The organism is Arenimonas sp. (assembly GCF_035721105.1).
Taxonomy (GTDB): Bacteria; Pseudomonadota; Gammaproteobacteria; order Xanthomonadales; family Xanthomonadaceae; genus Arenimonas.
Genome location: NZ_DASTNG010000051.1, coordinates 15214 through 38358 on the forward strand (window position 1 = coordinate 15214; position 23145 = coordinate 38358).

Consider the following 23145-nt stretch of genomic DNA (forward strand, 5'->3'; position numbering starts at 1 on the left):
TCTCCTGTTCCAGCTTGGCCAGCTGCACGTCCAGGTCGCGGGCCAGGTCGGCCTCGGCGTCGGGCGCCAGCAGGCGGGCCATCAGGCGGTCGTAGTTCTCGGCGTCCTCGGCCGAGGCCGGCTCGGCCTCGGCGGCGCGGCGGTCCCAGAGGGCGGCGCTGCGGGCGTGAAGGTCGGGCGGCAGGCTCAGGTGGCTGTAGCGGACCATGTCGTTCTGGCGCAGCGCGGCGGCCATGGCCTCGACGGCCTCGACCGGGTCGCCGGGCGCGCGCGCCTGGTCGGCCGGCGCCTCGCGCTGGCAGGCGGCGAGGACCAGGGTGAGCAAGAGCAGGGCGAGCAGGGCCCGCAGGGGCAGTCGGTGGGTCATGCGAGGGCGGCTGGCGGTGGCGTCCGGGGGGCTGAATCTACCAGATCGGGGCTCCGGGCCCGGGGTCGGGCCGGTTTTCCGGCCAGCCCGGCTTCAGCCGGCAAGCGCCCGGGCAATCTGGTCCTGCAGGGCCTCGGCGGCGGCCCGGGGGTCGGCGGCCTGGCGGATCGGGCGGCCCACCACGATGTAGTCGGCGCCGGCGGCGAAGGCCTGCGGGACGTCCACGGTGCGCTTCTGGTCGTCGCCGGCGGGGCCGGCCGGCCGGATCCCCGGACAGACCACCAGGAAGCCCGGGCCGTTGGCCTGGCGCAGGGCGGCGGCCTCCTGGCCGGACGCGATGACGCCGTCGCAGCCGGCCGCGCGGGCCGCGGCGGCGCGCTCGAGCACGACCTCGGAAGGCTCACGATCGATGCCCAATTGGCGAAGATCGCTGCGATCCATGGACGTCAGGACCGTGACCGCCAGCAGCTTGATTGCGCCCTTCTCCTGCGAAGCGGCGCGCATCATGCCGTCATGTTGGCCATGGATGGTGCAGAACGAGACCGGGTAACGGGTCAACCCCTTGATGGTGGCGGCCACCGTGGCCGGCACGTCATGGAACTTGAGGTCCACGAAGACCCGCTTGCCGCGGCCGGCCAGGTCCTCGAGCACCCGGAAGTAGTCGCCGCTGGTCAGCAGCTCCATGCCGATCTTGTAGAAGGACACGCTGTCGCCCAGCCGGTCGACCCAGGCCCGGGCCTCGGCGGCGGTGGAGACGTCGAGGGCGAAGATCAGGCGATCGCGGACGGCGGTCATGGGCGTCGGCTTACTCGGCGTAGTCCAGGGCGTCGAGCTTCATCTGGCGGCGCTCGGCCTCGGGCAGGGTCCAGGCGTTGTTGAACAGCGCCGGCTCCCAGCTGCCGTAGGTCGGGTTGGGCAGCACGAACCAGCGCTCGCCGACCCAGCCCGCGTGCGGGGCCATGGCCTGCTCGCGGCCTTCCGGGGTGTTGGCGACGATGGTGACCATGTCGCCGATCTGGTCGCCGAACTGCATCAGCACCCGGTGCGTGCGCGAGATGTGCTGGCGGCGGCAGCCCTTTTCGGAGCCTTCCTGCTCGCAGCCCTCCACGAAGAAGCCCAGGCCCAGGAACTGGTCGGCCGAGGCGACCGGGAACCCGGCGGCGCGCAGGTTGGCCAGGGTCGGTTCCTCGAGGTGGGCGGCGCGGTTGCTGAGGTAGAAGACGGTGACGCCGCGGGCGGCGGCGGCCTGGGCGAACTCGAGCGCGCCCGGCACCGGCTTGGCCTTTTCCTCGCGGACCCAGGCGTCCCAGGTGGCTTCGTCGTAGAAGCCGCCGTCGCGGACCAGGCGGGCCTGGTAGGGCGAGTTGTCGAGCACGGTCTCGTCGATGTCGACGATCACGGCCGGCGGCAGGCCGGTGGCGGGGGCCAGGCGCTCGTCCGGCACCAGCGCGTCCCAGTCCGGCGTCTTCAGGGCGCGGTCGAGCTGGTAAAGCGCGCTGCGGTAGGTCTGGCCGGCGATCAGGCGATATTCGATCGAAGCCTGCACCCAGGCGACGGCGTTGAGGTTGTCGTTGGGGCCGGGACCCGCGGCCGGGGCCGGCTGGGCGGTCGGGGCCGGGGCGGCCGGTGCCGCGACCGGCGCTTCGCGCGTGGGCATCGCCTGGCAGGCGGCCAGGGCCAGCGCGAGGGCGGAAATGGCAAAGGTCTTGGTCAGGGTCATGGCGGGCGTCCGTTCGTCGTGGCGCGCAGTTTACCGGCGTCGCCCGCCACGGTCATGACAACCCCAAAAAAGGGGTCAGAGTGCTTATCCGTTTCAAACGGATAAGCACTCTGACCCCTTTTTTGGGGGCTAGCCGTCGCCGAAGAGGGCGGCGATGGCGTCCATGTGGGCGCGGCCGCGCTGCTTCTTCTCGGCGGTCTCGCGCTCGGGGTCGGTGCCGTCGCGCAGCAGGTCGCCGGGGGGCAGTTCGTCGAGGAAGCGGCTGGGCAGCAGGTGGTCGATGCTGCCCCAGCGCTTGATCTCGGCGCTGTGCGAGAGGTACAGCCGCTCCTTGGCGCGGGTGATGCCGACGTACATCAGGCGGCGTTCCTCCTCGAGGCGGTTTTCCTCGAGGCTGGCCTCGTGCGGCAGGTTGCCGTCCTCGCAGCCGACCACGAACACGGCGCGGAACTCCAGGCCCTTGGCCGCGTGCAGGCTCATCAGGCGGACGGCGTTGCCGGGCTCGCCGCGGTCGGCGTTCGACAGCAGCGCCAGCTGCGCGGCCAGTTCACCCGGGCCGCCGCCGCGGGCGCCTTCGAACCACGACGCCAGCTCTTCGAGGTTGGCCTTGCGGCGCAGGAAGCTGGCCTCGTCCTTGCACTGGCTGCGCACCATCGCCAGCAGGCCGCTCTGCTCGGCCAGCAGCGGCACCAGTTCGGCGGGCGTCACCTGCTCGGCGGCGTCGCGCAGTTTGTCGACGATGCGGCTGAACTCGTCCAGGCCCGCGGCCGCGCGAGGCGTGAGCTGCTTCAGGAAGCCGATCTGGCCGGCGGCCACCGACATCGGCAGGCCGGCCTGCTGCGCCATCGCCGCCAGCTTCTCGAGCGTGGTGGCGCCGACCTCGCGCTTGGGCGCGGCGATCGCGCGCAGGAAGGCGGCATCGTTGTCGGGATTGGCCAGCACCTGCAGCCAGCACAGCGCGTCCTTCACCTCGGCGCGGTCCAGGAACTTGGTGCCGCCGGTGAGGTGGTAGGGGATGCGCAGCAGCTGCAGCGCCTTTTCCAGCGGCCGCGACTGGTGGTTGCCGCGGAACAGGATGGCGAACTCGCCCCAGGGGATTTCCTTGGCCTGGTGCAGGTAGTGGATCTCGGCCGCGACCCGCTCGGCCTCGTGCTCGTTGTTGGTGCAGGCCCAGACCCGCACCGGCTCGCCGTCGCCGTGCTGGCTCCAGAGCTGCTTGAGGTGGGCGTGCGGGTTCTTCGCGATCAGGGTGTTGGCGCAGCGCAGGATGCGGCTGGTGCAGCGGTAGTTCTGCTCGAGCTTGATGACCTTCAGGTTCGGGTAGTCCTGGCCCAGCAGGTCGAGGTTCTCGGGCTGGGCGCCGCGCCAGGCGTAGATGCTCTGGTCGTCGTCGCCGACGCAGGTGATGTTGCCCTTGGTGCCGGCCAGCTGGCGCAGCAGGCGGTACTGGGCGCCGTTGGTGTCCTGGCATTCGTCCACCAGCAGGTAGCGGATGCGCTCGCGCCAGCCGGCCGCCAGGTCCGGGTCGGCCTCCAGCAGGGTCAGCGGCAGCCGGATCAGGTCGTCGAAGTCGACGGCGTTGAAGGCCTGCAGCCGGGCCTGGTAGCGGGCGTAGATCCCGGCCGCCTCGCGCTCGCGGGCCGAGCGGGCGGCCTCGGCGGCCTGCTCGGGCGACAGGGCGTTGTTCTTGGCGGCGCTGATCAGGTTCTGGATCGAGTACAGGGCGTCGTTCTTCAGGCCCGGCGTGGCCAGGTCCTTGATGATGGCCATCTGGTCGTCGCCGTCGAAGATCGAGAAGCCGCGCCGCAGCTTCGCCCGCTCGTGCTCGATCTGCAGGAAGCGCAGGCCCAGGGAGTGGAAGGTGGTGACCATCAGGCCCTCGGCGGCCTCGCCCTTCACGCGCTTGGCGACGCGGTCGCGCATTTCCCGCGCGGCCTTGTTGGTGAAGGTGATGGCGGCGATGTGCCGGGCCTCGTGGCGCCCGGTGGCGATCAGGTGCGCGATCTTCTCGGTGATCACCCGGGTCTTGCCGCTGCCCGCGCCGGCCAGCACGAGCAGGGGGCCGCCGACGTAGGCGACCGCTTCTTTCTGGGGGGGGTTCAAGCCATGCATGAGGCCGGGGATTGTAGCGGCCCGCCCCCGCCTTGATGAACGTGAACAAGCCGTACCGGGTTCATTTTCTTTCTCCCTGAGACTGGCCCAGGCGCCGGCCGGGCTCAGGGAGAAAGAAAATGAACCCGGTACGTCGCTCCGACCGGCTGTCTCATCGAGAAAGAAAATGAACCCGGTACCGCTTTACAATCTGGCGATGTTGCAGGTCTCGCCAACGCTGGCCATCCCGGATGACGAACTCGTCGAGCGGTTCGTGCGCTCGAGCGGGCCGGGCGGGCAGAACGTGAACAAGGTCGCCACCGCGGTGGAGCTGCGCTTCGACGTGGTGAACTCGCCGTCCCTGCCCGAGCCGGTGCGGGCCCGCCTGCTGGCCCGTCGCGACCGCCGGCTGACCGACGAGGGCGTGCTGGTGCTCAGCGCCCAGCGCTTCCGCACCCAGGACCGCAACCGCGAGGACGCCCGCGAGCGGCTGGCCGCGCTGATCGCCGCCGTGCTGGTGCCGCCGAAGAAGCGCATCGCCACCCGGCCCACCAAGGGTTCGAAGGAGCGCCGGCTGGGCGCCAAGCGCGAGCGGTCGACCGTGAAGAAGCACCGCAGCACCTCCGGCTGGGACCGCGAATGACCCGGATCCCGACGCTGCCCGCCTCGGCCCCGCGCAACGGCAGTGCCTTCGGGCGCTGGCTGGGCCGGACCATGCTGCGCCTGGGCGGCTGGAGCATCGAGGGCGACTGGCCCGACCTGCCGCGGCTGGTGGTGATCGTGGCGCCGCACTCCTCGGGCTGGGACGCGGTCTGGGGCCTGGCCGCCAAGCTGGCGATGGGCGTGGACATCACCTTCATCGCCAAGGCCGAACTGTTCCGCGGTCCGCTGGGCTGGCTGCTGCGCAAGTTCGGCGGCCACCCGGTCGACCGCAGCGCGCCGGGCGGCATCGTCGAACAGACCGCCGCCGAGATCCGCCGCGCCGAGCGCATGTGGTTCGTGCTCGCGCCCGAAGGCACCCGCCGGCGCGTCGAGCGCTGGAAGCCGGGCTTCTGGAAGATCGCCCGGCAGGCCGGCGTGCCGGTGTTCTGCGCCGCCTTCCACTATCCGGCCCGGCAGATCCTGCTCGACCAACTGTTCCATCCCAGCGACGACTACGAGGCCGACATGGCCCGCATCCGCAGCCTCTATCGTCCGCACATGGGCAAGAACCGCGACACGCTCTGATCGCCCCGGCTTGGGTGCCCGGGAGGGGGTCGATAGACTGGCGGCATGGAATCGATCCACTCGCTGCAGGAATTCATCGCTTCGCGGCCCTGGCTGCTGACCCTTTCGAGCGCCCTGGTGCTGGCGCTGCTGGCCTGGCTGGCCGACCAGCTGACCCAGCGGCTGCTGGTGCGCGTGCTGGTGCGCCTGGTCAAGGCCTCGCCGGTGAAATGGGACGACGCGATCCTGGCCCGTGGCGTCATCAGGCGGCTGGCGCACGCGGTGCCGGCGATCGTCGTGTACCTCGGTGCGCCGCTGCTGCCGGGCGTGCCCGAGGGCGGGGTGGCGGTGCTTCGCAACGTCGCCGCGGCCTACGTGGTGGTGACCGCGGCCCAGGCCATCTCGGCCTTCCTGTCGAGCCTGCAGGACATCTACGAAGCCCGCGATCCCGAACGCGCCCGCAGCCGCCCGATCAAGGGCTACCTGCAGCTGGCCAAGATCGCCCTGTTCGTGCTGGCGACGGTGCTGGTGGTCGCGGTGCTGGTGGAGCGCTCGCCGCTGCTGCTGCTCTCGGGCTTCGGCGCGATGACGGCGGTGCTGCTGCTGGTGTTCAAGGACACCATCCTGTCACTGGTCGCCAGCGTGCAGATCAACTCCAACGACATGGTGCGGGTCGGCGACTGGATCGAGATGCCGCAGTTCGGCGCCGACGGCGACGTCGTGGACGTGGCCCTGCACACGGTGAAGGTGCAGAACTGGGACAAGACCATCACCACGATCCCGACCCACGCACTGATCGCGGGCAGCTTCAAGAACTGGCGCGGCATGAGCGAGTCGGGTGGCCGCCGCATCAAGCGCGCACTGCCGATCGACCAGGGCACCGTGCGCTACCTCGCCGACGACGAACGCGAGGCGCTCTCGCGCTTCGTGCTGCTTCAGCCCTACCTCGAGCGCAAGGCCACCGAGCTGGCCGAATGGAACGCGCAGCGCCAGGGCAAGGCGCCGGTGAACCTGCGGCGACTGACCAACCTGGGCACCTTCCGCGCCTACGCCCGCGCCTACCTGCAGTCGCACCCGGGCATCCGCGACGACATGACCCTGCTGGTGCGCCAGCTCGATCCGGGCCCGCAGGGCCTGCCGATCGAGGTGTATTGCTTCACCGCCACCACCGCCTGGGGTGACTACGAGGACATCCAGTCCGACATCTTCGACCACCTGCTGGCGATCCTGCCGGAGTTCGGGCTGCGCGCCTTCCAGGTGCCGTCCGGCGGCGATGTCAGCCGGGCGCTCGCGGCACGGGGTGGAAGCGGCGAGGGCGCCGCCGGCTAGCGACGACGCCCTGCCGCGCGCGTGGGCTCAGGTCTGCTCGATGTCGCCGACTTCGACCGTACCGCCGCAGTTGCCGACGCAGCCGCCCGGGATGTACGGGAACGACGGGAAGCCGATGCCGCCGCCGCTGCCGCCACCGCCGCTCGACGGCGGCGTGTCGTTGCCGTCCTCGTCTTCGTCCTCGTCCTCCCGGCCCTGCTCGTCGAAGCGCTCGTCGCAGGGCTTGGTGAACGGAAGGATCACGGCCGGCTTGCCGATCGGTCCCTGCACGGCGACGTAAACGAAGACTTCGTCGGCGTTGTAGCGGTTGCCGTACATCGACTGCAGTCGCGCGCCGATCGCGGCGACGGCGGCGTTGTCGAAGCCGTTCCGGAGGATGTCCATGGCGGACACGCGCACCGGCGTCGCCGGCGGCGCGACGGTGATCATGGAGCAGGCGACGGCGATGGCCGACAGCGACAGGCCGGCCAGGGCCGCGAGGCGGAGGCGCCGGGGGGCGTTCTTTGACTTCATGGGTGGGTTTTCCTGCGTTGGGTGGAGGGATCAGGGGGACGGCGGCGGCGCGAGCCGCGACTGCCATTCGATGAACAGTTGTTCGAAGGTGACGCCGGCCCCCGGGCGGGGGTCGTTGCCGAGCGGCGGCAGGCCGCGCTGGCGGCGCATCTGGTTCATGCGGTCGAGGATGGCCTGCGCCATCGCATGGCTCATCGCGCGTTCCTCGGGCGTGGACTGCGCCCCCAGCTGCACCGGCGCGGCATAGTTGCCGCGCAGGCGCGCGGCCTGCAGGTAGGCTTCCGCCATGCCGGTGTCGCCCTGTCGTCCGCTGGCCTGTGCCAGCGCGAGGCGCTCAAGGGCGTAGACGGAGCCGTCTGCCGCGACGTCGAACATGTCGTCGATCGCCTGCCGGTCCTGGCCGCGATACGCCGCCCGCTCGGCCCGTTGCAGCCTGGCCATCGGGTCGCCGTCGGCGGCGAGGGCCGCGAGGGCATCGTCGCTCAGCTGCGCGTAGCGCTCGGCCGTGGCCTCGTCGGGGTAGCCGTGCTGTTCCAGCCAGCGTGCTTCCTCCGGCGTTTGCGCCGACCAGGCGGCATAGCGCTGCACCAGTTCGAGTTCTCCGGCGCTCATGGGTGCCGCGGGAGCCGACGCCGGCATCGGTCGCAGCGCCGGCGCCGGTGTGGCGGCAGGCGGCCTGTCCGGGCTTTCGGCTTGCGCGGCCTGCGGCCGAACCGCAGGCGCCCGGTCGTCGAACGGACCCATGAACGCAGCCGCTCCCACGAGCGCGGCGGCGATCACGCCGCCCGCGATGAGTTTCTTCTTCATCGTTGTCCCCGTTGCTGGCGACCTCGCGGATGGCATTCATCGCGTCGACGTCGTGATGGCCGCGGACTCTAATCGGCGCATCCGGCCAGCGGCAAGACGGCAAGGACGGGAATCGTCGGCGGAGGCGTCAAGTGCTCCTGACATGCCGTGCGTGCCGCCTTGGCGCGGCGCGCGTTGCCGCGCCGATGGTTAGAGCAACGCTACCAATTGCATGGCATCGTGCTTCAGCGCTCGGAGTGGCCGGCGTCGAAGTAGTCGCGGCGCTCGAACAGGCCCGGCTTCACCAGGTCGATGAAGGCGCGCGCCTGCGGGCTGAGGTACTTGCCCTTGCGCATCACCACGCCGTAGCTGCGCGGCGGGAAGTAGTCGCCGAGGTTGCGCGCCACCAGCCGCTGTTCGTCGGCCTCGGTGAGGCAGATGCTGGTGACGATGGAAATGCCCAGGCCCATCGCCACGTACTGCTTGATCACCTCCCAGCCGCCCACCTCCAGCGCCACGGTGAACGGCACGCGCCGCTGCTGGAACACCAGGTCGACCAGGCGATAGGTGGTCAGCCGCCGCGGCGGCAGGATCAGGCCGTAGGGCGAGAGGTCCTCGAGCTTGAGGTCGGGTTTCTCGGCGAGCGGGTGCCCGGGCGGGCAGATCAGCATCGGGTCGAAGGAATACACCGGCGCGTAGGCCAGGTCGGTGGGGACGTCGAGCATCGAGCCCACGGCCAGGTCGACGCCGTCCGAACGCAGCAGGCCCAGGCCGTCCTGGCCGGTGACGTTGTGCAGCACCAACTGCACCTCCGGGTGCTGGGCCCGGAAGGCCTGCACCAGTTTGGGCAGCAGGTAGAGGATGGTCGAGCTGCCGGCCGCGACGTGCAGTTCGCCGGCCTGCAGCCCCTTGATCTTGCTGCGGAATTCGCTATCCAGGCCGTCCAGGCCCTCGACCAGCGGCCGGGCGATCTCGTACAGCACCTGGCCTTCGCGGGTGAGGCTGAAGCGCCGGCCGATGCGTTCGAACAGCGCCGTGCCCAGCTCCCGCTCGATGGCCTGGAGCTGCAGGGTCACCGCCGGCTGGCTCAGGAACAGGGCCTCGGCCGCGCGCGACACCGAGCCGAGGCGGGCGACCTGGCAGAAGGCCCGCAGCGGCTTCAGGCGGTCGCCCTTGTAGTAGAAGCGCGGGTTGCCGGTGGCCATAAGCCCTTGTTCCGATGCAGGTATAAGCAGGGCTAATAATAAGTATCAAAACATATGTTTTGTCAAAGTCGGCGCCGGCGCCTAGGTTCGAGCCATCGAATCCCTCAGGAGTGATGGCCATGGCCGGAGACGCAGCGCGCACCATCCCGCCCCTTTCGCTGACCGGGCCGCGCCTGGCCGGCCAGGAAGACCTGCTGACGCCGGCCGCCCAGGCCTTCCTGGTCGACCTGCACCGCGCCTTCGAGCCGACCCGCCAGGCCCGGCTGGCCGCCCGCCAGCAGCGCCAGCGCGCCTTCGACGCCGGCGAGCGTCCGGACTTCCGCGAAGACACCCGCGCACTGCGCGAGGGCGACTGGACCGTGGCCCCGCTGCCGGCGGCCCTGCAGGACCGCCGGGTCGAGATCACCGGCCCGGTCGATCCGAAGATGGTCATCAACGCCCTCAACTCCGGCGCCAACTGCTACATGGCCGATTTCGAGGACAGCACCTGCCCGACCTGGGAGAACCTGCTGGTCGGCCAGCGCGCCCTGCGCAAGGCCGTCACCGGGCAGCTCGACTGGATGGCGCCGGACGGCAGCAAGCACTACGTGCTCGACAAGGATTCGAAGACCGTCCTGATCGTCCGCCCGCGCGGCTGGCACCTGGACGAGAAGCACGTGCTGGTCGACGGCCAGCGCATGAGCGGCAGCCTGTTCGACTTCGGCCTGTTCGCCTTCCACAACGCCGCCGGCCTGCACGCCAGGGACCGCGGCCCGTACTTCTACCTGCCCAAGCTCGAGTGCATGGAGGAGGCCGCGCTGTGGGACCAGGTGCTGGCCTTCGCCGAGGCCCGCCTGGGCCTGGCCGAGGGCACGATGAAAGTGACCGTGCTGATCGAGACCCTGCCGGCCGTGTTCGAGATGCACGAGATCCTGCACGCGCTGCGCGGCCGCATCGCCGGCCTCAACTGCGGCCGCTGGGACTACATCTTCAGCTACCTCAAGACCTTCCGCCGCCACCGCGACCGGGTGCTGCCCGAGCGCGGCCAGGTCGGCATGGCCCAGCCCTTCCTGAAGGCGTACTCGGAGCTGCTGATCCAGACCTGCCACCGCCGCGGCGCCCACGCCATGGGCGGCATGGCGGCGCAGATCCCGATCGCCGGCGACCCGATCGCCAACGAGGAAGCGCTGGCCCGCGTCCGCGCCGACAAGCTGCGCGAAGCCAATGCCGGCCATGACGGCACCTGGGTCGCGCACCCGGCCCTGATCAAGGTGGCGCGCGAAGTCTTCGACGAGAAGATGCCGACCCCGAACCAGCAGCACGTGCGCCGCGAGGACGTCGTGGTGACCCGCGACGACCTGATCCGCCCGAGCCTGGGCACGATCACCCGCAAGGGCTTCGACAACAACGTGGAAGTCTGCGTGCGCTACCTCGCCGCCTGGCTCGACGGCCAGGGCTGCGTGCCGATCCACTGGCTGATGGAAGACGCCGCGACCGCCGAGATCGGCCGCGCCCAGCTCTGGCAGTGGCTGCACATGGCCGACAACGGCGGCGGCCACCTGCACCTCGACGACGGCACGCCGGTCGACTTCTCGCTGTTCGACCGCGCGCTGATGAGCCTGCCCTCGAAGCTGTCCGAGCGGATGAAGCTGCCGGGCGGCGCGAAGATCAACGAGGCGATCGCGCTGCTCGATGAGCTGACGCACGCCAACGAGCTGGTGCCCTTCCTGACGCTGCCGGCCTACGAGCGCCTCGGCTAGTTCGGTTCCCCCTCTCCCCGGCCCTCTCCCCCAGGGGGAGAGGGAGGCAAGAAAAATCACTGCGACTCCCCTTCAATCCAAAGGAACGACGACATGACCACGACCCTCCCCACCGCCGAGCAGCTCAAGAAAGAGTGGGCCACCGATCCGCGCTGGGCCGGCATCGAGCGCGGCTACGGCCCCGAGGAAGTGGTGCGCCTGCGCGGCACCGTCGCCATCGAGCACTCGCTGGCCCGCATCGGCGCCAACAAGCTGTGGAAGTACCTGGGCGAGAAGCCCTTCGTGAACGCGCTCGGCGCGCTCACCGGCAACCAGGCCATGCAGCAGGTCAAGGCCGGCCTCAACGCCATCTATCTGTCGGGCTGGCAGGTCGCGGCCGACGCCAATGTCGCCGGCGAGATGTACCCCGACCAGTCGCTGTACCCGGCCAACTCGGTGCCGCTGGTGGTCAAGCGCATCAACAACACCCTGCTGCGCGCCGACCAGCTGCACCACGCCGAGGGCAACGACAGCATCGACTTCCTGCAGCCGATCGTGGCCGACGCGGAAGCCGGCTTCGGCGGCGTGCTCAACGCCTTCGAGCTGATGAAGGCGATGATCGAGGCCGGCGCCGCCGGCGTGCACTTCGAGGACCAGCTGGCCAGCGTCAAGAAGTGCGGCCACATGGGCGGCAAGGTGCTGGTGCCGACCCAGGAAGCCGTGCAGAAGCTGGTCGCCGCGCGCCTGGCGGCCGACGTGATGGGCGTGCCGACACTGATCATCGCCCGCACCGACGCCGAGGCGGCCGACCTGCTCACCAGCGACATCGACCCGAACGACCAGCCGTTCTGCACCGGCGAGCGCACCGTCGAAGGCTTCTACAAGACCCGCCCGGGCGCCGACCAGGCCATCAGCCGCGGCCTGGCCTACGCGCCCTACGCCGACCTGGTCTGGTGCGAGACCGGCAAGCCGGACCTGGCCTTCGCCAAGAAGTTCGCCGAGGCCATCCACGCCAAGTACCCGGGCAAGATGCTGGCCTACAACTGCTCGCCGTCCTTCAACTGGAAGAAGAACCTCGACGACGCGACCATCGCCAGGTTCCAGAAGGAGCTGGCGGCCATGGGCTACAAGTTCCAGTTCATTACCCTGGCCGGCTTCCACTCGCTCAACTACTCGATGTTCAACCTGGCCTACGGCTACGCCCGCAACCAGATGAGCGCCTTCGTGGAGCTGCAGGAGGCCGAGTTCGCGGCCGCGGACAAGGGCTTCACCGCGGTCAAGCACCAGCGCGAGGTCGGCACCGGCTACTTCGACTCGGTCACCCAGGCCATCCAGGGCGGCAAGAGCTCGACCACGGCGCTGAAGGGTTCGACCGAGGAAGAGCAGTTCCACGGCGACGCCAAGGCCGCGGCCGCCTGATTCCGGGGGACGCTGCCCCGGCCGTGCCGTCGCGTACGGTCGGGGCGGCGATATGAGACAAAAGTCGCTGTCGCCTTCACGCCAGCTTGGATACACTCGGGCAGTCCCTCCTGCCGAGCCGCCCGTGATCCCCGTCGATCTCCCCGGCAGCCAGGCCGTCCCCGCCGCATCCGGTGGGGCCGATGCCCGGCTCCCCTCGCAGCTGTCGCCCGAAGAGTTCCGCGTCCTGGCCGGCGCGGGGGTCAGCCGGGCCGTGTTGCCTGGCGAGGAGCTGTTCCGGCGCGGCGAGTCGGCCCAGAGCATGTTCCTTATTGATACCGGCGAAGTCCGCCTGGGCTTCGACGACGGCCTGGCCGACAAGCTGCTCGGCCCCGGCCAGTACTTCGGCGAGCTGGCCGTGTTCATCGGCCGGCACCAGCGCTTCGCGCGCGCCGTGGCCGAAACCCCCGGGGTGCTCTACGAAGTCACCCAGCAGTCCTTCCAGGCCCTGGTCGAGCGCGAGCCCGCCCACGTCGCCCGCTTCATGCAGCGCAGCTTCGCCTACCTGGTCGCCGGCGAGCACCAGCTGATCCAGCACCTCAAGCGCCGCAACGAAGACCTGATGCAGACGCTGGACACCCTGCGCCAGACCCGCACCGAACTCACCGTCGCCCAGCAGCTGGTCCGCACCGACGACCTGACCGGCCTGGCCAACCGCCGCGGCCTGTACCGCTACCTGGACGAACTGGGCCACCAGACCCTGAACGACCTGAAGCTGGCCCTGCTGCTGGTCGACATCGACCACTTCAAGCAGATCAACGACCGCAGCGGCCACCTGGCCGGCGACGCCGCCCTGCGCGCCGTGGCCGAGGAAGTGCGGCGCACGGCCGGTCCGATCGAGCTGCCCTGCCGCCTGGGCGGCGACGAATTCGCCCTGGTCCTGCGCGTCAGCGACGACGGCGAGCTGGCCAACCGGGCCCTGGGCCTGATGAGCGCCATCCGCAGCCTGCGCCTGCCCAGCCTGCGCGACCACCGCCTGTCGGTCAGCATCGGCGGCGCCTTCTGTGCCGACCCGGGCGGCTGGTCCAGCTGGTACAGCCAGGCCGACGGCGCCCTGTACGACGCCAAGCGCCAGGGCGGCGACCACTGGCGCCTGTCGCGCTGATCCACCGTTTGGCCGCGCGCCAGCGATCGCTGCGTTAAGCCCAGCAGGAGGTACCCAAGCCGTCCATGAGCGTCCCCGAGCCCCGCGTTGCCAGCCACGCCTATGCGCCATCGGTCACCCCGATGCTGCGCACCGTGCTGCTGTGCGACATCGTCGACTCGACCGCCATGATCGAGCGCCTCGGCGACGTCCGCGCCATCGCCCTGCTGCAGCGCCACGACCAGCTGATGCGCCAGACCCTGGCCCTGTGCCACGGCCAGCTGATCGACAAGGCGGATGGCGCCCTGGCCCTGTTCGAGCGGCCGATCCAGGCCCTGGACTTCGCCCTGCGCTACCAGCGCGGCCTGCGCGAGATCGGCGCGGTCGACGGCGTCGACCTCAAGGCCCGCATCGGCATCCACGTCGGCGACGTGATGACCTGGGCCAACGAACCCAAGGACGTGCTGGCCGGCGCCAAGGCCTTCGAAGTGGAGGGCCTGGCCAAGCCGGTCGCCGCGCGCCTGATGAATCTCGCGCGGCCCGGCCAGATCCTGATGTCGGGCATGGCCCAGAACCTGTGCCAGCGCGCCGCCGGCGAGCTCGGCGAGGCCGGCGCCAGGCTGCGCTGGCTGATGCACGGCCGCTACAGCTTCAAGGGCGTGCCGGCGCCGATGCTGGTGCACGAAGTCGGCGAGCCCGGCCTGTCGCCGCTGCGCGCGCCCGAGTCCGGCGCCAAGGCCTGGCGCGAGCTGCCGCTGTGGCGGCGGCCGCCGGTGCTGGCGCTGGAGGTGCTCGTCGTCGGCGGCCTGGGCCTGGCCCTGTTCTGGTCGACCTTCCGCAGCCCGCCCGCGATCGCCTTCGCCGAACGCGACTGGGTGGTGGTGGCCGACCTGCAGAACCGCAGCGGCGAGCCGCTCTTCGACGACTCCCTGGACACCGCGCTGCGCGTGGGCCTGGAGCAGTCGCGCCACGTGAACCTGGTGTCCGACCTGCAGATCGACCGCGCACTGGAGCGCATGCAGCGCCAGGGCCAGCCGGTGGACCGCCAGCTGGCCACCGAACTCGCCCTGCGCGAAGGCGCCAAGGCCGTCATCCTGCCCACCGTTGCCCAGGTGGGCGGCGTGATGCGGGTCAGCCTGGAAGTGGTGGACCCGAACAGCGGCGTCACCGTCTACAGCGAAAGCGCCGACGGCCGCGGCGTGGAGTCGGTGCTGCCGGCCATGGACGAGGCCATCGTCAGCGTGCGCGAGCGGCTCGGCGAATCGCTCTCGAGCATCGAGGCCACCAGTGCGCCGCTGGAAAAGGTGACCACCGCCAACCTCGAGGCGCTGCGCGCGTTCTCGATGGCCAACCAGGCCCTGGGTCGCGGCGATGCCCGCACTTCGCTGACCCTGCTCGATCGCGCCATCGAGCTGGACCCGGCGTTCGCCAGTGCCCTGATGAAGAAGGGCGCGCACTACTTCCAGGCCGACGACCTGGCGCAAGCCCGGGCGCTGATGGAGCGTGCCGCCGCCCAGCAGGACCGCCTCAGCGCCCGCGACAAGCTCAACGTGCAGGCGCAGCTGGCCATCTTCGAAACGCCCGACCGGATGATCGACCGGTACACGCAGCTGGCCGAGCTCTACCCCGATTTCATGACCGGCCAGCAGAACGTCGGCAACACGCTCTGGCAGTTCAAGAACGATTTCGCCGCGGCCGAACCCTGGTACCGGCAGGTGGCGGCCAGCCGGCATCCGCTGCGGTCGCTGTCGATGACGACCATCGCCGTGATGCAGGTCGGCCAGGGCAATCTCGACGAGGCCGGCCGCACCTATGAGGACCTGCAGGCCCTGGGTGGCGGGCGTTTGTTCGGAAGTGATGCCGACGTCCCGCTGGCGCGCGGCCAGCATGCCCAGGCCCTGGCGGCGCTGGACAAGGACGTCGAGCGGGACTCGCCCATCCAGCGGCTCTGGAAGGGGCTGCGGCGCAGCGCGGCCCAGGCGGATCGCGGGCGCTACGACGAAGCCCTGGCCGAACTCGATGCCATCGAGGGCCCGCAGGGTGCGGTGAACTCGCCGAGCGACACCGCGCGCATCGCGCTGGCCCGGTTGGCCGTGCAGGCAGCGGCGGGCGACGAGGCAGCGTTTGACAAGGCGCTTCCGGCTTACGTGACGGCCCAGCTCGATCGCGTCGCCACGGCAGCCGAGCGCTACGACTTCAGCAGCCTCACCCACGCATTGCTGGGGGGCTTGCTGGCGGCGCGGAACGGAGACACGGACTTGGCGCGCGAGGTGCTTGAGAAGACCCGGGCGATGAGCCTGGGCTCCGGCTACCCGGAGCGGGAGGCACTTTGGAAGGCGCTTGAGGCCGAGCTGGCGGTCGCCGGAGGCGAGAAGGATGCGGCGGCCCTCGCCGCGGCGGCCAAGGAACTGGCCAACAGCCACTACCTGCAGGCGCAGGTGACGCGGCTCAGGGTGCTGGAGGCGCGGCAGGACGAGGCCATGATGGTCGAGGCCGGCAAGGCGCTATGCGCGGCCCGCGGCCAGGCGCTTTCGGAGTGGAGCTTCGGATTCTCGTCGCTGGTGCCCAACCTGTTGGCGACCCGCGCGGCTTGCGATGCGTACGCGCGGACACCGGCCGCCGGAAACTCCCGCAGGGGCTGATTCCGGACCGGCGGGGCCTTGCCCCACCGGCCGTTTGACCGGTTACTCGACCAGGAACCACACCAGGCCGGCCTTGCCCGCGACCTTGGCCTTGATGGCGTCGCGATTGGCCTTCAGGGATTCCTTGCTCGGCAGGCGGCGGATCGGCGGCACCTGGGCCGGGTCGACGTCGACGCCCATCGTATGCAGCACCAGCGCCGGGTTGCCGAGGAACTGTTCGCGGAACTGGTCGTCGCTGGACAGCTTGTCCAGCAGTTCATCGACGATCTCGGGCGTAAAGCAGGACGACTTGGACATTGAATTCCCCTGGATGATTGGCGTCGCCAACGCGACCGGGCAAGCTTAGCGCCTGCCGGTGGGAAGTCCACCACCGCCCCCGCAAGGACGCCCGATGCTGATCCGCCGCTGCGCCATCCTGGTCTTCGAGGCCCGCGAGCACCTGGAATTCGACCTGGCTACCCTGTTCGCCGGCGACCAGGCCCTGGCCGCGGCCTGCCGTTGGGTCGCGCTGGCCGCGCATCTGGACGCCGAGGTCGAGCTGTCGGACGCCGAGCTGGCGCTGCTGCGTTCGGTGGGTGAGTCGCTGTGGGTCGAGCGCGCGCCGCTCGACCAGGCGTACGGCGCGGAGGCGGTGGACGCGATGCTGCGGGCCGGCCTGCTGCTGGCCTTCGAGGGGGGGCCCGGCGACTGGCGCGCGCGCGACGAGGCGGTACGCGAGAGCCACTGGCGTCCGCTGCCGGCGCTGGCCCATGCCTTCAGCCGCTGGAGCGGGCAGGACGTGGCCAGCGATCCGCGGCTGTCCCGGTTCAAAACCATCCGCGACATGGTGCAGGCCTTCGGGCCGCCGCCGCCGGAAACGGTGGCGCGTGGCCCGGCCGCGGCGCGGGTCGCGCTGCCGGCGCCCGCGGCCGGGCCGCTCGACGGGCCACTGTTCGGACGCTACACCGGCCGCAATTACGATCCGGCCGGTGCCGTCCCGTTGGCTACCGCATCGCGCCTGCTGCAGCGGACCTTCGGCGCCCAGCAGGTGCGCGAGATCGCCGAGGGCACGGCAGCGCTGAAGAAAACCAGTCCGTCCGGCGGCAGCCTGCATCCGATCGAGGCCTACGTGCTCGCGCAGCGGGTCGAGGGCGTGGCGCCCGGGTTCTACCACTACCACCCGGTGGCCCATGCGCTGGAGCCCCTGCAGGCGCTGGAACCGGCGGCGGCCCGCGCCCACGCGCTGGCCTTCGTCGCCGGCCAGGAATGGTTCGCCGATGCGCCGCTGCTGGTGGTGATGGCGCCGCGCTGGCGCCGCAACTTCTGGAAGTACCGCAACCACGCCAAGGCCCACCGCGCGATCCTGATGGACGCCGGTCACCTCTCGCAGACCTTCTACCTGCTGGCGGCCGAAGCCGGCCTGCCGGCCTTCGTCACCGCGGCGGTGAACGAGATCGATATCTCGGCGGCGCTGGGCCTGGATCCGGTCCGCGACGGCGTCATTGCCGTGTGCGGCTGTGGTCCGGACAGCGGCGAGCAGGTGACGGTCGAATACCGCTAACCCGGCGCGGCGCCGGCGCGATCGAGCAGGCGGTAGTTCAGGGCCTCGGCCAGGTGCGCGTGGCCGATGTCGGCGCTGGCGTCGAGGTCGGCGATGGTGCGGGCCAGGCGCAGGATGCGGTGCATGGCGCGGGCCGAGAGCTGGAGCTTCGCCATCGCCGCCTCCAGCAGCTGCTGTTCGCGGGGAGCCAGCCGGCAGTGGGTGTCGGTGTCGGCCTGCGACAGCGCGGCGTTGGCGACGCCGCTGCGCGCGAGCTGGATCGCGCGCGCCGCCAGCACGCGTTCGCGCACGGCGGCGCTGGACTCGCCGCGCGGCGCATCGGGGCGCAGGGCTTCGGGCGGTACCCGCGGCACGGCCAGCTGCAGGTCGATGCGATCCAGCAGCGGGCCCGAGAGCTTGGCGCGGTAGCGCTGCACCGATTCAGCCGGGCAGGTGCAGCGGCCGGAGGGGTCGCCGGCCCAGCCGCAAGGGCAGGGGTTCATCGCGGCCACCAGTTGGAAGCGTGCCGGGAAGTCGGACTGGCGCGCCGCGCGCGAGACCGTGATCACGCCCGATTCCAGCGGCTGGCGCAGCACCTCCAGCGTATGCCGGCTCCACTCGGCCAACTCGTCCAGGAACAGCACGCCGTTGTGCGCCAGCGAAATCTCGCCGGGCCGCGGATTGCCGCCGCCGCCGGTGACAGATTCAGAAGTGCGCGCGACCATCCGTCAAAAGGAGGCCCTATGCGCGCCATTTCCGAACAACAGTTGAAGAGACTTCAAACCTTACTGGATGCGACTTCCTATAGTTTTCCACTAGAAGATGCGAAAGGGTTCCCAAACGCCTTGCCCCCCGCCCGGAAAATAGGCCTCGGCCGCCGCTCCCTGACTGGCCTGATGACCTCCGGGCAAAAGGTTGAGGGCCCTGGCCCCTTCGAATCCAGCCTCGAGAGGGACTACTACGTCCTGCTTGAGTTCGATGTTCGCGTTTTCGCTTGGCACCCGCAGCCGCTTAAGGTCGTGACCGCCAAGACCGAGGAACGGCCGGGCCGGGCCTACTACCCGGACGTCCTCGTCGAGCGCAGTCACCCCAAGGGCGACAAGCTGCTCCAGTCCGCGGCCCTCGTCGAGGTGAAGTACCGCGAGCAGATCAAAGCAGACTGGGCGAACCTCAAGCCCAAGTTCAAGGCCTGCCGCGCCTATGCCCGAACCCAGGGCTGGACCTTCGACATCGCCACCGAGAAGGAAATCCGAACCCCGCGGCTCAAGAACGCCAAGTTCCTGCTCCCCTACCAGAGGCGTGAGATTGAATGGGAGGACCAGGCACGCGTCACCCAGGCACTCAGGAAGCTTGGCGAGACCACCCCGGCCAAGCTCCTCCAGGCGCTGTCGAGCTCCAAATGGGAGCAGGCCTACCTGTTGCCGGCACTGTGGTACATGGTGGCCCGGGGCGTGATCGAGGCAGACCTGGACAAGGTCGTCACCATGGCCAGTCCCATTCGAAGCTATGCCGTCGGGTGACGCTCCGCATCCGCTAGCGATCGGCGGCCAGTTTGCCTTGGGCGGCTCGGCCTACACGCTCGACAGCTACTTCAACCTTACCCACGTCTTGGCCAAGCGCGACGGCGCGGACGTGCGCGAGAAACTTGCGATCGCCGACATCCTGGCCGCGATCCAGCAGCCGGCGGTCGTCAGCGGCGCCGGGACGGAAGAATCAACCTCCAGCGGCACTGAGACCCTGTCGGAGAAGGACTGGGCCGAGGCTGAAAGGCGGGAGGCCAAGCTCAAGCTGATCATTGAGGCGATTAGGCCATCGAAGGCCCTGGTCAAGGAGATCGCGGAAGCGCTGGGCAAGAGCGTCGCGACCATCTATCGCTGGCGGATCGTCCACGCCAAGAAGGGCATTGTGGGACTGGCGCCCCACCACCCCACAGGGGGCCGTGGCAAATCCCGGCTAGTCGACCTGCAGGAAGACATCGTCGACGAGGCGATTGAGGAGCACTACCTCACCACCAAGAAGCTCAAGATTCCCAAGGTGATGGAAGTCATTGAGGAGCGCTGCCACCGAGCCAAGCTCAAGATTCCGCATCCCAACACCGTCCGCCTGAGGGTTGCGTGGCTCAGCGACAAGAAGAAGGCCGCCGCCAGAGAAGGCCGCAAGGGCGCTCGGCGGCACAAGGCCTACCCCGGCATCTACGACGAAGCCATCCACCCGAACGCGGTCTGGCAGATCGACCACACCCCGTTGGATGTGTGCATTGTCGACGACGTGTATCGAAAGAACATTGGCCGCGTGTGGCTGACCTTGGCCATCGACGTGTTCAGCCGGGTTGTCGCCGGGTTCTACATGTCGATCGACAAGCCTAATGCGACCTCGGTCGGTATGGCCTTGGTCCACGCCATCCTGCCCAAGGAGGCCTGGCTGGCGGCCCACGGCATCGATATGGCATGGCCGGTGTGGGGCAAGCCCCTCACCGTGCACGCGGACAATGACCGGACCTTCCGCTGTGATCCGGTGACCCGGGCGGCCAAGGCGCAAAAAATCAATCTCGAGTGGCGGCCCGTGGCCACGCCCAACTGGGGCGGCCACATCGAGCGGCTGCTGGGAACGGTCAACCAAGAGATTCAGACCATCAATGGGACGACGTTCTCGAACCCGATGCAGCGGGGCGAGTACAAGCCCCACGAAGAGGCAGAGTTCACGTTCGATCAGACCGAGGAATACCTCACCCGTTGGCTCTGCGGCGTCTACCACCAGCGAAAACATACGGGGCTCAACCGCCCTCCGATCCGCAAGTACGAGAGCGGGATCTTGGGCGATGCTGAGAGCCCTGGGGTGGGTCTGCCGGAGCCGATCACCGATCCCCTGCGCCTAAAGCTCGATTTCATGCCCTGCACGACCAAGACCGTGCAGAACAACGGCGTCACGTGGGATTCCATCACCTACTACGACCCGGCCATCGATAAGTACATCCATGCCCGGGATCCGGAAAACAGGAAGGTCAAACGCAAGTTCCTGCTTCGTCGCGACCCTCGTGACCTGAGCTTCATCTGGTTCTTGGATCCGGAACGCGACGTCTACATCAAGATTCCCTACCGCCGCATGGAGCATCCCAGCATCACGCTGTGGGAATTGCGTGCGGTTCGGAAGTTCCTGAGGGAGGCCGGGAGGAGCGAGGTCGACGAAGAGGTTATCTTCGACACGTATCGCGAGCTGCAGAAGATCAAGTCCAAGGCCAGCCAGGAGACTCAGGCAGCGCGAAAGGAAGCGCAGAAGAAAAAAATGTACGCGAAGAAGAGCAAGACTGAGAAGGCGCAGATGGACGGCGCCAACCCGGGCAAGCCGAGCGCGACAGAGCAAGCCCAAGAACAGAAGCGAGGGCCTGTCGGCGTCCTGTTGGATGAGGACAGCATCGTCGCGCTTGCCATCGAGTGATGGCGGATTACCCTCACCTGGATGAGCTGACCCGGCCGATCATGGGGCTGTCCGAGGAGGCGCGCCTGGCCTGGTTCCAGACCGAATTCTGGATCAAGTACGACCGAGCCGACGCCATCATCCGGGCCCTGAGCGACCTGGTCTTGAAGCCGCGACGCGACCGTATGGCCGGCTATGTGGTGACCGCGGACACGAACAACGGCAAATCCCGCATCGCCAAGCGCATCCTGGATGCCAATCCGATGCAGGTCATGGAGGGTGAGGAAGCCCGATTCCGCTTGCCGGTCGTGCTGCACGAGATGCTGCCCGGGCCCACCGAGAGCGCCATGCTCGACAACATCCTGGACCAGCTGGGCGTGCCGTACCGTTCAACGGACCCGGTGCAGGAAAAGCGACGCGTCGTCATCCTGTCGCTTCAGGCGGCCGAGACCAAGCTGCTCATGATCGACGAGATTCAGCGGATGCTGGGGGCCCGGCGGGAGGCGCGCCTAGTCCTATTGGACGCGATCCGATACATCGCCAGCCAGGTCCCACTGCCCATCGCGGCGTTCAGCACACCGCGCGGCACGGCCGCGCTGGCGTCGTCAGACGAGCTGATCAATCGTCTGCGTGCTCTGCCGCTGCCGCCCTGGCCCCTGGACAAGGACTTCCAGTCGCTGCTGGCCTCCTTTGAGCTACGGCTTCCACTGACCAAGCCGTCCAAGCTCAGCGCGCCCAGCTTTGCATCGCTGATTCATGCGTTGACGGAGGGCTACATTGGCGAGGTCTACGATCTACTGGAGTTCGCGCTCCGGGAGGCGCTTGTCGCCAAGCTCCCCTGCTTGCCGATCGAGTTTGTCCGGGCCCTTCCATGGGCGGCGCCCAGTGATCGCAAGCGGGCAGTGAAAAGCCAAGGCGAATGAACGCTCGGCCGCAAGGCTGGCTACGTGTCCCGCCCCCGCAAGCGGGCGAGCTCATCTCCTCGTGGCTGCACCGTCTGGCCTTGGCCAATCACAAGACCGACCAGACCCTGATCACTACGATGTTTGGGACCGGTGCCCAGATCTGGACCCGGGATACCGACCGCTCGTTCCCGGTTGCTCTGGAAGGCACCTTGTCCAAATGGACCGGTGTCCCCGAGGCGAGGATCGAGGCCATGACGCTGCGCCCCATGGTGGGTCGGGTGGTGGAGGATCTGATCAGGCCGGGGGTGTGCGGGTGGATCCTGCCCGCCGGGGTCTACCACCGGGTCCGCCGATCTCCGGGCCTGCAGTTCTGTCCCGCCTGCCTGGCCGAGCCGCCGACCTACGCCCGGATTGCCTGGCGCCAATCGTTCGTCACGACCTGCCTACGCCACCACCAGGAGCTGCTGGACCGCTGCCCCTCGTGCGGCAGCGTCTTCATGTTCCACCGCATGCACCCTGACCGGCTGGGGCGTTGGCCCTGTATTGGCTGCGGCCGCGACCTGCGCAGCGATCGGCCTACGGCGAAGCCCCTGTCGAATACGGTCCGACTCCAGAGGAGGATGGAACTGGCCGCCGCCACCGGGGGAGCACGCATTGATCAGCGGTGGCACATCTCGTTGGCGCTGTTCCAAGGGGTAAAGTTCCTGACGCGTGTGCTCATCTCGGCGAAGTGCCAGGGATTGCTCCGCCGAAAAGTGGCACTAGGCTGTGACGCTGCCGGAGTAGCGACATCGGCAAGGATGTTCGAGCACCTTCCCATCGACCACCGTCGCTTATTGCTGCACGCCGCTTCGTGCTGGCTGGTGGACTGGCCAGAGCAGTTCCTGGCGGATGTGGCAGGGGAAAAGATCATGCGGTCCCACTTGATCGCGGCGGGTGGACCTGCGCCGTTTTGGATGCAGCGAGCTCTTGATCGCCTGCCGACCGCTCAACCTCATGTGGTGACGGCCGACGAAACGCAGGCGGCGGCCAACTGGGTCAGGGGTAGCGGGCGGGAGGTGACCAGAAAGGCCATCGTTGAGACCCTGGGTCTTACATCGTGGGAAGCGATTATGTGGAGAAACAGAAGGGCGCTATCCAACACCGGGCTTGGTACATAATCCGAACGACCCTGGCCGCATGCTCACT

Annotated in this window: 19 protein-coding genes and 1 pseudogene; 12 read left to right on the forward strand and 8 right to left on the reverse strand. The window is 69.1% G+C overall.

Annotated elements, in window-relative coordinates:
* Positions 1-460: 460 nt before the first annotated feature.
* From pyrF to VFQ84_RS07320, 3 genes are all read right to left on the reverse strand, one after another.
* On the reverse strand, positions 461-1162 hold the full coding sequence (pyrF, locus tag VFQ84_RS07310) for an orotidine-5'-phosphate decarboxylase (RefSeq protein WP_325130729.1): 702 nt from the start codon (positions 1160-1162) through the stop codon (positions 461-463).
* 10 nt (positions 1163-1172) lie between these two features.
* The gene (locus VFQ84_RS07315) at positions 1173-2087 is read right to left on the reverse strand and encodes a 5'-nucleotidase, lipoprotein e(P4) family (RefSeq protein WP_325130731.1); all 915 of its coding nucleotides are present in this window, start codon (positions 2085-2087) and stop codon (positions 1173-1175) included.
* 129 nt (positions 2088-2216) lie between these two features.
* Complete coding sequence (locus VFQ84_RS07320; RefSeq protein ID WP_325130733.1) at positions 2217-4199, reverse strand: UvrD-helicase domain-containing protein; 1983 nt, start codon at positions 4197-4199, stop codon at positions 2217-2219.
* 196 nt (positions 4200-4395) lie between these two features.
* On the opposite strand from VFQ84_RS07320, the gene arfB reads away from it, so the two are divergent.
* From arfB to VFQ84_RS07335, 3 genes are read left to right on the forward strand one after another with little or no spacing between them, the layout of a single operon-like run.
* Positions 4396-4821, forward strand: coding sequence for an alternative ribosome rescue aminoacyl-tRNA hydrolase ArfB (arfB, locus tag VFQ84_RS07325; RefSeq protein WP_325130881.1), 426 nt, complete (start codon positions 4396-4398; stop codon positions 4819-4821).
* On the forward strand, positions 4818-5405 hold the full coding sequence (locus tag VFQ84_RS07330; RefSeq protein WP_325130736.1) for a lysophospholipid acyltransferase family protein: 588 nt from the start codon (positions 4818-4820) through the stop codon (positions 5403-5405). Before arfB ends, VFQ84_RS07330 begins: the two co-directional genes overlap by 4 nt.
* Before the next feature lie 45 nt (positions 5406-5450).
* Entirely contained in the window at positions 5451-6713 is a 1263-nt protein-coding gene (locus VFQ84_RS07335) for a mechanosensitive ion channel family protein (protein ID WP_325130738.1), read from the forward strand.
* A gap of 27 nt (positions 6714-6740) precedes the next feature.
* On the opposite strand, the gene VFQ84_RS07340 is transcribed toward VFQ84_RS07335, so the two are convergent.
* The 3 genes from VFQ84_RS07340 to VFQ84_RS07350 form a co-directional block, all read right to left on the reverse strand.
* Positions 6741-7226 (reverse strand): hypothetical protein, encoded by a 486-nt coding sequence (locus VFQ84_RS07340; RefSeq protein WP_325130740.1) that lies wholly within the window; start codon positions 7224-7226, stop codon positions 6741-6743.
* A 30-nt stretch (positions 7227-7256) separates the two neighbouring features.
* Positions 7257-8033, reverse strand: coding sequence for a hypothetical protein (locus VFQ84_RS07345; protein WP_325130742.1), 777 nt, complete (start codon positions 8031-8033; stop codon positions 7257-7259).
* 224 nt (positions 8034-8257) lie between these two features.
* On the reverse strand, positions 8258-9217 hold the full coding sequence (locus VFQ84_RS07350; protein ID WP_325130744.1) for a LysR family transcriptional regulator: 960 nt from the start codon (positions 9215-9217) through the stop codon (positions 8258-8260).
* Between the two features lie 113 nt (positions 9218-9330).
* On the opposite strand from VFQ84_RS07350, the gene aceB reads away from it, so the two are divergent.
* The 4 genes from aceB to VFQ84_RS07370 all read left to right on the forward strand — a co-directional run bounded on the left by aceB (position 9331) and on the right by VFQ84_RS07370 (position 16119).
* On the forward strand, positions 9331-10956 hold the full coding sequence (gene aceB / locus VFQ84_RS07355; RefSeq protein ID WP_325130745.1) for a malate synthase A: 1626 nt from the start codon (positions 9331-9333) through the stop codon (positions 10954-10956).
* Positions 10957-11049: 93 nt separating this feature from the next.
* Entirely contained in the window at positions 11050-12354 is a 1305-nt protein-coding gene (gene aceA / locus VFQ84_RS07360; protein ID WP_325130747.1) for an isocitrate lyase, read from the forward strand.
* 124 nt (positions 12355-12478) lie between these two features.
* On the forward strand, positions 12479-13498 hold the full coding sequence (locus tag VFQ84_RS07365; protein WP_325130749.1) for a GGDEF domain-containing protein: 1020 nt from the start codon (positions 12479-12481) through the stop codon (positions 13496-13498).
* 65 nt (positions 13499-13563) lie between these two features.
* Positions 13564-16119 (forward strand): putative peptide modification system cyclase, encoded by a 2556-nt coding sequence (locus tag VFQ84_RS07370; protein WP_325130751.1) that lies wholly within the window; start codon positions 13564-13566, stop codon positions 16117-16119.
* A gap of 42 nt (positions 16120-16161) precedes the next feature.
* Here the strand turns inward: VFQ84_RS07370 and VFQ84_RS07375 are convergent, their stop codons facing one another.
* Entirely contained in the window at positions 16162-16416 is a 255-nt protein-coding gene (locus VFQ84_RS07375; protein ID WP_325130753.1) for an NHLP-related RiPP peptide, read from the reverse strand.
* A gap of 94 nt (positions 16417-16510) precedes the next feature.
* Here VFQ84_RS07375 and VFQ84_RS07380 point away from each other — a divergent pair, with 94 nt between their 5' ends.
* Positions 16511-17659, forward strand: coding sequence for a putative peptide maturation dehydrogenase (locus VFQ84_RS07380; RefSeq protein WP_325130756.1), 1149 nt, complete (start codon positions 16511-16513; stop codon positions 17657-17659).
* Here the strand turns inward: VFQ84_RS07380 and VFQ84_RS07385 are convergent.
* A pseudogene (locus tag VFQ84_RS07385) lies at positions 17656-18342 on the reverse strand (ATP-binding protein); the annotation flags it as partial. The gene VFQ84_RS07380 and the pseudogene VFQ84_RS07385 overlap by 4 nt on opposite strands.
* A 39-nt stretch (positions 18343-18381) precedes the next feature.
* On the opposite strand from VFQ84_RS07385, the gene VFQ84_RS07390 reads away from it, so the two are divergent.
* The 4 genes from VFQ84_RS07390 to VFQ84_RS07405 are packed head-to-tail and all read left to right on the forward strand — an operon-like array spanning position 18382 to position 23117.
* Positions 18382-19158: a TnsA endonuclease N-terminal domain-containing protein gene (locus tag VFQ84_RS07390; RefSeq protein WP_325130758.1), complete on the forward strand. Its 777-nt coding sequence runs from the start codon at positions 18382-18384 to the stop codon at positions 19156-19158.
* On the forward strand, positions 19145-21073 hold the full coding sequence (locus VFQ84_RS07395; protein ID WP_325130760.1) for a Mu transposase C-terminal domain-containing protein: 1929 nt from the start codon (positions 19145-19147) through the stop codon (positions 21071-21073). The genes VFQ84_RS07390 and VFQ84_RS07395 overlap by 14 nt, the downstream gene beginning before the upstream one ends.
* Entirely contained in the window at positions 21073-21975 is a 903-nt protein-coding gene (locus tag VFQ84_RS07400; protein ID WP_325130762.1) for a TniB family NTP-binding protein, read from the forward strand. The genes VFQ84_RS07395 and VFQ84_RS07400 overlap by 1 nt, the downstream gene beginning before the upstream one ends.
* The gene (locus tag VFQ84_RS07405; protein WP_325130764.1) at positions 21972-23117 is read left to right on the forward strand and encodes a TniQ family protein; all 1146 of its coding nucleotides are present in this window, start codon (positions 21972-21974) and stop codon (positions 23115-23117) included. The genes VFQ84_RS07400 and VFQ84_RS07405 overlap by 4 nt, the downstream gene beginning before the upstream one ends.
* The last annotated feature ends 28 nt before the right edge of the window (positions 23118-23145 follow it).

What these genes read in the sequence shown, in the direction of transcription:
- pyrF (WP_325130729.1), bottom strand. Translation starts at nt 1,162, where the DNA reads ATGACCGCCGTCCGCGATCGCCTGATCTTCGCCCTCGACGTCTCCACC.
- VFQ84_RS07315 (WP_325130731.1), bottom strand. Translation starts at nt 2,087, where the DNA reads ATGACCCTGACCAAGACCTTTGCCATTTCCGCCCTCGCGCTGGCCCTG.
- VFQ84_RS07320 (WP_325130733.1), bottom strand. Translation starts at nt 4,199, where the DNA reads ATGCATGGCTTGAACCCCCCCCAGAAAGAAGCGGTCGCCTACGTCGGC.
- arfB (WP_325130881.1), top strand. Translation starts at nt 4,396, where the DNA reads ATGTTGCAGGTCTCGCCAACGCTGGCCATCCCGGATGACGAACTCGTC.
- VFQ84_RS07330 (WP_325130736.1), top strand. Translation starts at nt 4,818, where the DNA reads ATGACCCGGATCCCGACGCTGCCCGCCTCGGCCCCGCGCAACGGCAGT.
- VFQ84_RS07335 (WP_325130738.1), top strand. Translation starts at nt 5,451, where the DNA reads ATGGAATCGATCCACTCGCTGCAGGAATTCATCGCTTCGCGGCCCTGG.
- VFQ84_RS07340 (WP_325130740.1), bottom strand. Translation starts at nt 7,226, where the DNA reads ATGAAGTCAAAGAACGCCCCCCGGCGCCTCCGCCTCGCGGCCCTGGCC.
- VFQ84_RS07345 (WP_325130742.1), bottom strand. Translation starts at nt 8,033, where the DNA reads ATGAAGAAGAAACTCATCGCGGGCGGCGTGATCGCCGCCGCGCTCGTG.
- VFQ84_RS07350 (WP_325130744.1), bottom strand. Translation starts at nt 9,217, where the DNA reads ATGGCCACCGGCAACCCGCGCTTCTACTACAAGGGCGACCGCCTGAAG.
- aceB (WP_325130745.1), top strand. Translation starts at nt 9,331, where the DNA reads ATGGCCATGGCCGGAGACGCAGCGCGCACCATCCCGCCCCTTTCGCTG.
- aceA (WP_325130747.1), top strand. Translation starts at nt 11,050, where the DNA reads ATGACCACGACCCTCCCCACCGCCGAGCAGCTCAAGAAAGAGTGGGCC.
- VFQ84_RS07370 (WP_325130751.1), top strand. Translation starts at nt 13,564, where the DNA reads ATGAGCGTCCCCGAGCCCCGCGTTGCCAGCCACGCCTATGCGCCATCG.
- VFQ84_RS07375 (WP_325130753.1), bottom strand. Translation starts at nt 16,416, where the DNA reads ATGTCCAAGTCGTCCTGCTTTACGCCCGAGATCGTCGATGAACTGCTG.
- VFQ84_RS07380 (WP_325130756.1), top strand. Translation starts at nt 16,511, where the DNA reads ATGCTGATCCGCCGCTGCGCCATCCTGGTCTTCGAGGCCCGCGAGCAC.
- VFQ84_RS07390 (WP_325130758.1), top strand. Translation starts at nt 18,382, where the DNA reads ATGCGCGCCATTTCCGAACAACAGTTGAAGAGACTTCAAACCTTACTG.
- VFQ84_RS07395 (WP_325130760.1), top strand. Translation starts at nt 19,145, where the DNA reads ATGCCGTCGGGTGACGCTCCGCATCCGCTAGCGATCGGCGGCCAGTTT.
- VFQ84_RS07400 (WP_325130762.1), top strand. Translation starts at nt 21,073, where the DNA reads ATGGCGGATTACCCTCACCTGGATGAGCTGACCCGGCCGATCATGGGG.
- VFQ84_RS07405 (WP_325130764.1), top strand. Translation starts at nt 21,972, where the DNA reads ATGAACGCTCGGCCGCAAGGCTGGCTACGTGTCCCGCCCCCGCAAGCG.